General features: G+C 40.4%; 8 protein-coding genes and 1 pseudogene. 3 read left to right on the top strand and 6 right to left on the bottom strand.

Annotated features, from left to right (window positions below; all coding sequences use genetic code 11):
* Positions 1–147: 147 nt before the first annotated feature.
* The 5 genes from mobA to HLV59_RS07455 are packed head-to-tail and all read right to left on the bottom strand — an operon-like array spanning position 148 to position 8,107.
* On the bottom strand, positions 148–777 hold the full coding sequence (mobA, locus tag HLV59_RS07475) for a molybdenum cofactor guanylyltransferase (RefSeq protein WP_171429660.1): 630 nt from the start codon (positions 775–777) through the stop codon (positions 148–150).
* Positions 774–3,554 (bottom strand): nitrate reductase, encoded by a 2,781-nt coding sequence (locus HLV59_RS07470; RefSeq protein WP_171429659.1) that lies wholly within the window; start codon positions 3,552–3,554, stop codon positions 774–776. Before HLV59_RS07470 ends, mobA begins: the two co-directional genes overlap by 4 nt.
* Before the next feature lie 18 nt (positions 3,555–3,572).
* Complete coding sequence (nirD, locus tag HLV59_RS07465) at positions 3,573–5,195, bottom strand: nitrite reductase small subunit NirD (protein WP_171429658.1); 1,623 nt, start codon at positions 5,193–5,195, stop codon at positions 3,573–3,575.
* Between the two features lie 12 nt (positions 5,196–5,207).
* The gene (nirB, locus tag HLV59_RS07460; RefSeq protein WP_216606765.1) at positions 5,208–7,754 is read right to left on the bottom strand and encodes a nitrite reductase large subunit NirB; all 2,547 of its coding nucleotides are present in this window, start codon (positions 7,752–7,754) and stop codon (positions 5,208–5,210) included.
* An 11-nt stretch (positions 7,755–7,765) separates the two neighbouring features.
* Complete coding sequence (locus tag HLV59_RS07455; protein ID WP_057106132.1) at positions 7,766–8,107, bottom strand: hypothetical protein; 342 nt, start codon at positions 8,105–8,107, stop codon at positions 7,766–7,768.
* Positions 8,108–8,491: 384 nt separating this feature from the next.
* Between HLV59_RS07455 and HLV59_RS07450 the strand changes: the two genes are divergently transcribed.
* Positions 8,492–9,082 carry an ANTAR domain-containing response regulator gene (locus HLV59_RS07450; RefSeq protein WP_016140698.1) on the top strand — a complete coding sequence of 197 codons (591 nt, stop codon included), beginning with the start codon at positions 8,492–8,494 and terminating at the stop codon, positions 9,080–9,082.
* Positions 9,083–10,105, top strand: coding sequence for an ABC transporter substrate-binding protein (locus tag HLV59_RS07445; protein WP_125699273.1), 1,023 nt, complete (start codon positions 9,083–9,085; stop codon positions 10,103–10,105).
* 83 nt (positions 10,106–10,188) lie between these two features.
* On the opposite strand, the pseudogene HLV59_RS18640 reads toward HLV59_RS07445, so the two are convergent.
* Positions 10,189–10,389, bottom strand: a pseudogene (locus tag HLV59_RS18640) (hypothetical protein); the annotation flags it as partial.
* 129 nt (positions 10,390–10,518) lie between these two features.
* Here HLV59_RS18640 and HLV59_RS07440 point away from each other — a divergent pair.
* Complete coding sequence (locus HLV59_RS07440) at positions 10,519–12,708, top strand: TonB-dependent receptor (RefSeq protein WP_171429657.1); 2,190 nt, start codon at positions 10,519–10,521, stop codon at positions 12,706–12,708.
* Positions 12,709–12,804 lie beyond the last annotated feature (96 nt).

The following is a 12,804-nucleotide window of genomic DNA, read 5'->3' as shown; positions in this document are numbered from 1 at the left end:
CTGGCTCCATTTATTTTTATACATCTGGCTAGAATGAAAACAACAAGTTCCAAAATAGAACTTAAATTCTAAATAGTCAATAACTCAAAATTTTAAAAAATGATTTCAGATTATCAATGTAAATTTTAAATCGATATGGTTAAAGTTTTAATTTGTCGAAAACATCTCTTTAAATGCTTTGATTTGTTTGTATTGCTGGAGTTCATCCAATGAATTAATGCTATGAAAAAACAGGTTTTGTTTTTGAAATATAGCCACTTGAGCATGTAAAAGCTTAAAACACTCTTTCAAACTTAACCGCTGCTTTTCAATTTGCTCTGTTATGGTATTTAGACTTTCACGTTTTAATAAACAAAATGGGTACAAGGCATCTCCATTAATTGAAACATAGGCTGCCTGAGCCTGTTTATTTTTTCGAAGTGCGCTGTGTAATTTTGCAACGACTTGGGTAGGAATATAAGTTACATCACAAGGGATAAATAAAACATAATCTGCGCTTACATTTGACCATGCACTTTTCATTCCCATGAGTGGACCAAAAAAGCCTGCTGCATCATCTTGATAACATTGAATGTCCGGCACAATACTTTGATAAATTGAATAATCACGATGGCTATTCACCCAAATTTCAGACACTGATGATCTTAATTTCTGATGAATTTTAATCAGTTGCGTTTCACCATCAAATTGCTGCAATAACTTATTTAAACCATTCATACGGCGAGCTTGTCCACCCGCCAGAATGACCATATCAGTTATGGGATATCCCTTATTCACACTTCTACCTCCTGTTGGCAAGCTTTAATCAAACCACGGATTTCAGGTAAACATGAACCACAGTTTCCACCTGCTTTTAAACAAGCCGTCACTTGCTTTTCATGAGTAATATTTTGAGTTTTGATTGCGTCTATAATTTTGTTCTTACCTACTTTAAAACAACTACAGACTAAAGGTCCGTCATTATTTGTAGCAGACATTGGCATGCCAGCCAGTAACGCTTTTCGGTGTAAGGCACTTAAACGTTCCCGTTTAAACAAACTTGCTACCCAGTCACGGTCCGGTAATAAATCTGGCGGTGCAATATATAAGCTTGCAATTACAATGCCATCTTTCAAAATAATGCTATGACTCAGTTGTGAGGAAATATCTTCAATGCTTAACCATTCAAAAGTTTCATCGGCAAATGGCAAAAAGCTTTTCAGATTCTTCTGCGTGTCATGAAAAGTTTGGCGGTCTGCAAGTTCATAACGGTTGGTTTTCAGCATTTTGACCTTGGTCCACCATGCACAGTGATGTAGCGATTCTTGAATATGCGAATCGTATCCTTCACGAATATAGAGCACGCCTTGCCAAGTCGTATAGAATGGTTGAATGGTTACAGGCGTATGTTTGAACTCAGGTTCGCCTGAAATTGCATCGACTTCGGGGTTAACGACTTTACCAATACGGGCATCGGATGCGACCTGTTCAGTCCAGTGAATCGGCGCAAAAATTTGACCACGGCGTACACCAGATGAGAACGTTACGCGTAGTACACAACTGCCCCATTTCGAGCGAACTTCTACCAAGCCTTGATCACGTACACCAAATTTCAAGGCATCACTCGGATGAATCTCGCAGAATGGTTCAGCGCGATGGCTGGTCAAATTTGGTGACAAACCGGTACGCGTCATGGTGTGCCATTGGTCTCGAATACGTCCAGTGTTTAAAATGAGTGGATAGTCTTCCGAAATTGCATGAACTGGATCAATTGCAACAGTTGGAATCAATTTCGCCTTCGCATTTTTATGACTAAACTGGCCCTTGCCAAACAGTTGTTGAACGGCTTTAGCGTCTTGGTTTTTATTCCACACTGGCCATTGCACTGGTTGTAGAGCATCGTACTCGTCATTACTTAGGTTCATTAATCCTTTCAGGTTGAAATAACGGAAATTATTACTCTCTTCTCGCACATCCATATCTGCATTGTCTTGTGCAGATAACGCTGCATGCTCATTGAAAATATCAACAGCACTCGCGAAATCAAAACCATTAAAGCCTAATTTTTTTGCGACTTGACTCACCGACCACCAGTCTGCTTTTGCTTCACCTGGCGAAGGTAAGAATGCTCGCTGACGAGAAATACGGCGCTCAGAGTTCGTCACAGTTCCATCTTTTTCTCCCCACCCTAAAGCTGGAAGCAAAACATCGGCATAGGCAGTAGTATCCGTATCTGCACAGATATCTGACACGACAACTAACTCGCACTTCTCTAATGCCCGTTTGACTTGATCGGCATCTGGCAAACTCACGACTGGATTGGTCGCCATAATCCAGATGGCTTTAATTTTTCCGGCTTCAACGGCACGGAATAAATCAACTGCTTTTAAACCCGCTTGAGTTGCAATGAATGGACTGTCCCAGAAAGTTTGAACTACTTTTTGATGTAGTGGGTTATCTAAATCCATATGTGCAGCCAACATATTGGCTAGGCCACCCACTTCACGGCCACCCATCGCATTTGGCTGACCTGTCATTGAAAACGGCGCAGCGCCGAGCTTACCAATTTTTCCAGTCAATAAATGACAATTAATAATACTGTTGGCTTTATTTACACCCTGACTTGATTGATTCACACCCATTGAAAATAGGGTGATGACTTTTTCAGTTTGAGCAAATTTTTCAAAAAACTGTTGCAACTTATCGAACGTAATTCCCGTACGCTTTGCCACATATTCAATTTCAGTTTCTGGCTGACTACTTGCCAAAACTTCTTGCAGACCTTCGGTATAAGCATCCACAAAAGCCTGATCGGCATGTCCATTTCCATATAAATATTGAAATAAACCATTAAACAAAGCGACATCTTGACCCGGCAAAATCGGTAAATGTAAATCAGCCTGCTCACAAGTACTGGTAAACCGTGGGTCAATTACCACGACAAACATATCTGGATTTTGGCTTTTAGCCTGCATGATCCGTTGATAAAGCACAGGATGGCACCATGCGGTATTAGAACCAACTAATACCACCATGTCTGCATGCTCAAAATCTTCATAACTTGCAGGCACAATATCTTCACCAAAGCTGCGTTTATGCCCAGCAACCGCAGATGACATGCAAAGGCGCGAGTTGGTGTCGATATTTGCAGTGCCCAAATAGCCTTTTACAAACTTATTCACCACATAATAATCTTCAGTCAAAAGCTGACCTGAAACATAAAATGCAATGCTGTCACGGCCATATTGGTCAATACAAGATTGGAATTTATCGGCAATTTTATTGATTGCCGCATCCCATGTCGTTACCACCCGATCAGCTTTGCGCCCTATCATCGGCTGTAAAACACGTGTTTCCAACCCCAAAGTATCCGCCAAGCGGCTACCTTTAATACACAAGCGTCCAAAGTTGGAAGGATGCTCAGCATCCCCCTCAACTTGTACCAGAGGTCTTTGAGGTTTTTGTTGGACGTTTACACTGACACCACAACCTACCCCACAATATGGACATGTTGTTTTGGTGATTTTTGCAACATGGTCGGAGCTATCGATTTCAACACTTGGAATACTATTCATAACTGCTCCTTTCCCTATTTAGCCTGCATTTTTTAATGCAAAATCTCGACCAAATAGCAGCTTATTTCTAAATGAAGAAACAGGTGTTTGATCTGCAATTAACTCTGCATACCACATGCCATCTTCAGTATCTCCAAATAATACTGCACCGATTACTCGATCGCTTTGAATGATAATACGCTTATAAATCTGGCGTTTTTCATCGTTCAGGATAATGTCTTCATAATCATCTTTCGGCTCAAAATTCCCCGCAGAGAATACATCGACACCACTGACTTTTAACTGAGTCGGTACAGTAGGTGCTTTAAAAGTTAAGCTGCCGTGCTCTGCTAAATGTGTCGCGCAAATAAATGCTTGGCCCCATAATGGTTCAACCAAACCAAAAGTTTGTCCGCGATGTTCAATACACTCACCCACCGCATAAATACTTGGGTCAAACGTTTGCATGGTGTCATTGACCAACACACCGCGGTTACAACGTAAACCGGCACTTTGCGCCAAGCTAATATTTGGACGAATACCGACTGCAAATACCACAAGATCGGCTTCTAAAACCGTGCCATCTTTCAAACGGATTTGCTTCACATGACCGTTTTCATCACCAATTAACGCTTCGGTATTCGCTTCGGTAATGATTTGAATACCTTTTTGCTCAATGCTATGACGAAGTAATTGACTTGCACGACCATCAAGTTGGCGTTCCATAATACGGTCCATCAAATGCAGGACTGTGACATTCATACCGCGTTGTTTTAAACCATATGCTGCCTCTAAACCCAGTAAACCACCGCCAATTACGACCGCATTAGTTTTTGAACCACAGTATTCAATCATGGTGTTAACGTCATAAATATCACGGAAAGTTAGAACACCCTTTAAATCGACACCTTGAACTGGGGGAATAAACGGAGCCGAGCCTGTTGCCAAGATCAAACGATCATAGTCAACAGCTTGCCCTTTTTCGGTGTAAACTACTTTACGCGGACGATCAATCTTTACGGCCTTGTCACCCGCAATAAATTTGATGCCTTTCTCGTCATACCACTTTGGTGGATGTAGCATGATATCTTCAATGGTTTTTTCACCAGATAAAACCGGAGATAACATGATACGGTTATAATTCCCCCAAGGTTCCTTACCAACTACTGTAACTTCATAACGGTCTGGTGCCATATCAAGTAAATCTTCTAGACAACGCATACCTGCCAAGCCATTTCCGATCAGTACCAGTTTAAGTTTGTCTTGAGACACACCTGTATTGGTAATATAAGTTTTTTGCGGCACTGCATTGATCCAAACACGACCATCAACAATTTTGCTTGGGTAAACTGAAAGCTTTTGGTCTTTATCTTCTAAACAACGGCCCGTCGCTAAACTAAAATGTTGTTTATAGATTGGTGATGCAATGACACGTTCGCCTTGCAAATCACCAATAATCCCGCGGCTCATCACATTCGCTTGGCTAAACGGATCTTTATTGCTGAGCACATAAACACGTTTTTCATGACCCACACGAAAGATTGCAACCGCTTGACCGCCAACTAACGCTCCCGCGCCAGTGTTCGGTGTTAAATCATCGAGTGCACACACGTCAATCCATTGATCATCAGGAAGCATATTTTTGTCTTGTACAATATTCATAGAAATTCTCCTTTATGCTTCAACCATTGGAATGCGATCTTCTGAACGTTCAGCATCAGTTAATGGACGGATTTGACCACGTTCAGTCGTAAATTGAATGTGTGGATCGGCCTGTTCACTCGCGCCTGCATTGATATAGGTTTGGAAGCGTTTACGCACTTCAGGATTTTCTACCGCAGTACGCCATTCGTCTTGGTAGGTGCCAATAATGTGTTCCATACGGCGTTCAAGCTCAGCAGCTAAACCAAGAGAATCATCTACAACAACAGATTTAAGGTAATCTAAACCACCTTCCATGTTGTCACGCCATACACTGGTACGTTGTAAACGGTCTGCGGTCTGAATGTAGAACATATAGAAACGGTCGATGTAGCGGATGAGCGTTGCTTTATCAAGGTCAGACGCAAGCAATTCTGCATGACGTGGTTTCATACCACCGTTACCACATACATAAAGGTTCCAACCTTTTTCGGTCGCGATAATACCGACGTCTTTGCCTTGTGCTTCTGCACACTCACGTGTACATCCAGACACAGCCATTTTTAATTTATGTGGTGACCGTAAACCTTTGTAGCGGTTTTCAAGTTCAATCGCCAAACCAACCGAGTTGTCTACCCCGTAACGGCACCATGTGCTACCTACACATGATTTCACGGTACGCAATGATTTACCGTAAGCATGACCAGACTCGAAACCAGCAGCATTTAACTCTTCCCAAATGAATGGAAGCTCGTGAACTTGCGCACCGAACATGTCAACACGTTGACCGCCAGTAATTTTGGTGTACAGGTTATATTTTTTCGCGATTTGACCAATGGCAATTAAACCATCTGGGGTAACTTCACCGCCTGCCATACGCGGCACAACCGAGTAAGAACCATCTTTTTGGATGTTACCCAAGTAATAGTCGTTACTGTCTTGTAAGCCTGCATGACTTGGCTCAAGTACGAAATCATTCCAGCAAGAGGCCAAAATGTTTGCCGCAGCAGGTTTACAAATGTCACACCCTAAACCATGACCATGTTGATGAATCAAATCATCGAAGGTTTTGATTTCATTCACACGTACCAAGTGATACAACTCTTGGCGCGAGTACGGGAAGTGTTCGCAAATGTGGTTATTTACAGTCACACCTTGACGTTGTAATTCGGATTTCAATACTTGAGTCACTAATGGCGCACAGCCACCACATGCTGTTGCTGCTTTGGTGCATTTCTTTAATGCACCCAAAGAAGTCGAGCCATCACAAATCGCTTGGCAAATGTCCGCTTTTGATACGTTGTTACATGAACAAATCGTTGCGCTGTCTGGCAACAAATCTACACCGCTACCACCTGACTTACCTGCCGACTGTTCAAAGCCCGGCATAATCAAGCTTTCAGGCACTTCTGGCAAAGCCAGACCATTTAACATCATTTGTAAAAGGTCGTTGTATTCTTTGGCATCACCCACCAAAACTGCGCCAAGCAACTTGGTTTTATCTGCATTTACAACAATCTTTTTATAAACCAGCGCATGCTCATCTGCATAGAAATAGCTTAATGCACCTGGCGTCATAGCATGCGCATCACCTACAGAGGCAACATCCACACCCATCAACTTCAACTTAGTGCTCATGTCTGCACCAGCGAAGCAATTACACTCTTCATCTAGAATGTGTTTTGCTGCAATACGTGCCATGTCATAGCCCGGTGCAACCAAACCATAAATTTTATTTTGCCAAAGTGCACATTCACCAATGGCATAAATGTTTTGATCTGAGGTTTGGCAGTAATCATTAATGACGATACCACCACGCTCACCAATCGCGAGACCACTATTACGTGCAAGCTCATCACGTGGACGAATGCCGGCAGAGAATAAAATGACATCTGCTTCAAGTTCACTACCATCTGCAAATTTCATTACATGTGTAGTGCTGTTGCCCGATTGAATAGATTGAGTCGCTTTTTGTGTATGAACTTTTACACCAAGGTCTTCAATTTTACGGCGTAAAACTTTACCGCCCAAGTCATCAATTTGAACTGCCATTAAACGTGGCGCAAACTCAACAACATGTGTTTCTAGATCTAAATCACGCAACGCTTTAGCTGCCTCAAGACCAAGTAAACCACCACCAATCACTACACCTGTTTTTGCATTAAGACTTGCTGCACGAATCGCGTCTAAGTCTTCAATCGTACGGTAAACAAAACAGTTTTCACGGTCATTACCCGGAATTGGTGGAACGAATGCATACGAACCAGTTGACAACACTAATTTATCATAGCTAATGACATCACCATGGTTGGTTGTAACTGTTTGCGCAGCTGTATCAATTGCAGTTGCTTTGGTATTTAGACGTAAGTCAATGCCATGAGCATCAGCAAAGTCAAAACGCGCTAAAGATAAATCTTTTGCTGACTTCCCCGAAAAATATTCTGTCAAATGTACGCGGTCATACGCGATACGAGGCTCTTCCGCGAGAATCGTGATTTCCAGTTCATCATCTGCTTTTTCTAAAATGGCTTCGATGAATTTGTGGCCCACCATACCATGACCAATCATTACCAATTTCATAATGTTTCTCCTCAAATCACGTTGCTTTTAAGCTGCGTTATTGCGTTCTCAAATAGACGTTGTTTTTTGCCTTGTAGTTCTACCGAGAAGCGAATCAATCTCACAAAGCAGGTAGCTGCTTGGAATACATTTCTTTCACTCGTTGATGACACCCAATGCACAGCAAAGTCATAAAAATAAATAAAAAAAGCGAGCCCCCTCATAGAGAAGGCTCGCATCGCTGGAACTGAAAAATTAAATAATTCAGATATAAATTTTTTATGCAATAAAAATAAAGACATGGCCTTCACTCCGACTGAACGTAACTTCTTTGTGCACACTTGAATGTTCACAAACTCGATCAGAACGGACATCTTTGGCCGTCTTTAAAACTTATGGTCGTCTTCGACCTGTTAATAAATAAGCATTTTGCATGCCAGCTTTCAAAAAAATTAAATTAATTATTTTTTATTATTATTTTTCATATAGATAAAATTTTTAAAAATATAGAAGCGAATATTCTAAAATGGAGGACTGCTCTAATGTTGCACATTTATAATGGTCAGATAAAAATACGCTCTGCTACAAAATGAATCGTATTTTTGCACCAAGATTGATCAATTATGCCTTTAAGCATGCTAATTTAACGTTAAAGCTCGATTTTTTCTTTAGTTTGCTATGGCATTAATCTTGCTTAAATAATTGATAACAAAAACGCGTCGAATTGGCGCATTTTCTTAGCCTGATTTTCTGAACTTATGCCAAAACTCAAAATAGCCCTTATTGATGATGATCATGCGCGAGCCGACTATATAAGAAAAAGTTTGCTTGAAAATGATTTTGAAGTAGTTGCGTGCCTTACTTTGGATCATTTAAATATCTTTCGTCTAGAACATTTACAAGCTGATGTGATCTTGCTTGATATGGATCATCCTCATCGTGACATTATTGAAAGCTGTGTCAGTAGCTATGACCTGCCTACAGTTCTATTTACCAAAAATTCTGATAAAGACACCATTAAACAAGCCATCGATGCGGGAGTCACTGCTTATATTGTCGATGGCATTGACCCTTCCCGCTTGCATACCATTTTAGAAATCTCAATTGAACAATATAAAAAGCACAAAAAACTTGAAGGTGATTTAAAAGAGGCTCAAACCAAACTTGCCGACCGTAAAGATGTTGAAAAAGCCAAAGTGTTACTTATGCAACTGCATGGCCTACCTGAAGAAACTGCATTCCAGCTTCTTAGAAAAAATGCGATGAGCCACCGGATTACGATTGGAGAAATGGCACGGCGTTTACTTGACGCTCAAAAATTACTTGGCAATCAACTTAAGGATGAATAAATGAGCACATTAGAAAAGACTCAATTACAACTCGGCTATATTCCTTTGCTTGATTGTCTTGCATTGCTTTGGGCAAAACAAAGAGGTTTCTTTGAAGAACAAGGTTTAGATGTCACTTTAGTTAAAGAAGCATCTTGGGCAAGTCTGCGCGACCGTCTTGCTTTTGGACTACTAGATGCAGCTCACTGCTTATCGGCGATGTTACCTGCAGCCGCTGTAGGCGCAGATCAAATTGGTACACCTTTACAAACCTCACTGGTTTTAAGTGAAAACCGTGCTTTCATTAGCTTAAGCCAAAAGCTTACTCATCAGCTTGCAATTCAAGAAAATGACACCGCACAAATGTCTTCACAAAAAGTGAGCGATTATATTGAACAAGGTCACTCCATTTCGTTAGCGCATGTGTTTAAGCATTCTATTCACCATTATTGTTTAAGAGAATGGTTAGCTTTAGCAAATCTAAAACTCGCGCAGTCGATCCAGCTCAAAACATTACCACCACCTTATATGGTCGAAGCACTGGATAATCATGTTATTAATGGTTTTTGTGTGGGTGAACCTTGGAATACCCAAGGTGAGCTTCTTGGTTTAAGTAAAATGATTTGCTCCAGTCAAAACATTATTCCATCTGTAGCTGACAAGGTTTTAGCCGTAACGCAAGAATGGGCTAAGCAACATCCACAAACATTAGTTGCGCTCACCACCGCAATTATGAAAGCTCAGCAAGAGCTTGGTGAATTAGAAGATTTTTCCCCAATTTTAAAATTATTGGTCGAGTCTGGAATTGTACGTTTTCATTGCTCAGAAGAAGTGCATGTCGATAAATATTATATGATTCAGAATATTGTTCGTCATTTAGTAAAAGAAAGTGCTCTTCCAAAAGTAGAAGACTTTTATTGGCTACTCGAACAAATGCAAAAGTGGGATGAACTTCAAATCGATCAAGCAAAAATCACAAGCTTGGGAGCTCAGTGCATTAATCTTGAGGCCTATAAACAAGCCAAACAGCGATATTCTTCATAAGTTTACTAAGAGTCAAATCAGCATAAAAAAGCTGGTGATAAGTCAAAGTTAAAAACTTAACACCAGCTTTTAGCTAAAATCAATTAATAATTAAAAGTATAATTCAAACCAAAGGTATGCCCTTGTGCCCGCATACTAGACACTGGTGAAAAGGTAATTTCTAACTGCTAGCTATAAACCGTGCGATAGTCTTTATTCCACACATTATAAATTCCAAAATCCACTCCCCCCTTATAAGCTGGAAAATTCACTAGGGCGTCCATAATCGCATAACCCTTTATTTTTAGCGGGATTACCATGTTAAATAACTAATAAAGATTTTATCCCCATAATAGTAATGACTACTATTTACATCTATAATGATAATGACTACTATTTGCACCAATATTAATATTTACTAATTGGGAATAAAAATGCGCTTGTTACCCTTCAGTCTTTGCGTACTTACAACAGCAATTTGTACCCATCTTTATGCCGATGGTTCAATTAAAACAACTACCGAATCACAAAATGCTGAAGCTAAACTTCCGACAATTGTGATAACAGCGACACGTACACCCAAAAGCATTGCTGAAATTGCAGGAACAGTTCAAACCATTTCTGCTGATGAAATTGCGCAACAGGCTGGTCCAGGGCGTAAAGTTGCAGATGTTTTGGCACAACTAGTTCCATCTTTAGCACCAAGCAGTGGAACGAGCAGTAATTATGGTCAAACTATGCGTGGACGTAATGTACTAGTGATGATTGATGGCGTATCACAAACGGGTTCACGTGATGTAGCCCGTCAGTTGAATAGTATTAGCCCAAATATGATTGATCATATTGAGATCGTTTCAGGTGCGACCAGTATCTATGGTTCAGGTGCGACTGGCGGAATTATTAATATTATTACCAAACGCGCTGACAAGTCTAAGCCTGTTAGCTTTCAAACAAAATTAGGTGTGACATCGGCCGATAATTTCCGCGGTGACAGCCTGGCTTATCAAGTTGGCCAAACGGCTTCATTTGCAAATGATAAAGTCGACGGTTTTCTTGGCATAGACTATACCAATCGAGGCTCTCAATTTGATGGTAATGGGGATCGTATTTCATTAAGCCCTTGGCAGGGTAGCACTATGGATACTGACACCGTTGATGTGAATGGTCGTGTAAACTTTAATTTAACAGATAATCAGACTCTTAGTTTTGGTGCTCAGTACTATAAAGATGAACAAGATACAGAATATGGGCCTGATTATTCTTATTTGCTCACAAAAACAGATCCATCTTACAAAGCTGTCAAAGGTTGGAGCTTAGATAATCAGCCGTTTACTGAACGTTATGCTTTTAATACACAGTACCAAAATCAGGATTTCTTAGGTCAAGTTCTGAATGTGGAAGCGTACTATCGAAAGGAGAAGTCACGCTTTGTACCTTATGGTTATTCAACTGACGGTGTTAGTGTAAAGCAAAGTCAATCAAATGTGGATTATGCAGGTATTCGTTCAACTTTACAGTCTGATCTTGTTGTTGCTGACCGTGATTTAAAACTAACTTATGGCTTAGACTATGACTGGGAAAAAGATCATCAGTGGGCGGACTACTATATTCCAAGCAATAATGGTTTAGTTTATACCCCAACTGGAGAAAAACAAGGCTCAGGACCAGATACTGAAATTCAGAATATTGGTACCTTTATACAAGGGGACTATGCAGTAACAGATCAGCTTAATATTCAAGCTGGAGTGCGTTACCAATATGTTCAAGCGGACACAGACAGCTATTTAACTGCACGTAAGCCGTATACATTAATGGCTGCAGACTCTACAGATTCAGATAAATTCCTGTTTAACCTAGGTGCTGTCTATAAACTCACTGATGCTCAGCAAGTCTATGCTAACTTTTCACAAGGCTACAGTTATCCAGATGTGCAACGTGTATTACGTGATGTTGCAGCATATACCTTAACTACCTCTGGTATTGCTCCAATCACTGTGAATAGCTATGAACTAGGCTGGCGCTTGAACCAAGATAAAGGTTTGAATTTGGGCGTAACAGGTTTTTATAATACTTCTGATAAAGTCGTTCAATTTAACTCGGATCGTTCTGTAAATGTTGTTGATACCGACCAGCGAATTTATGGGGCTGAAGCAACAGTAAGTTACCCATTCATGGAAAATTATAAGGTAGGTGGGACTTTAGGTTATACAAGAGGCCAGTACAAGGATGGAGCCAATAATTGGCATGAGTTAAATGCTTTTGCAGTTTCACCAATGAAAGGTACGTTGTTTGCCGAATGGAATAATACGGCAGGCTATGGTGTACGTGCTCAAATGCTTGCGATCAAAGGAACTGATAAAGCTTATAAAGATGATCTAGAGTTAAAATCAGCTGGACTGAGTGATAGTAATAGCGCAGCAGAGATTAAAGGTTATACAACCATGGATGTATTAGCACATTTCCCTGTGGCGAAAGGTCGTGTGGACTTTGGTGTCTATAATCTATGGGGAAATCAATATAAAACTGTATTCGCTCAACAAGCAGCAGTAACCAATGCTAACTCATTGTTAGCAATCCCAGCCGAAGGTCGTACTTTTGTGCTAAGTTATACTATAAATTATTAAATTTAGAACTGGGAGAGACTGTTCTAAATTTTCTAAAATTAACGTAATATGCCTTATTATTTAATAAAAAGTCCAACCCTAGTGTCTGGACTTTTT

The organism is Acinetobacter lactucae (assembly GCF_013122135.1).
Classification (GTDB): domain Bacteria; phylum Pseudomonadota; class Gammaproteobacteria; order Pseudomonadales; family Moraxellaceae; genus Acinetobacter; species Acinetobacter lactucae.
This window is presented reverse-complemented; position numbering and strand designations above follow the sequence as displayed.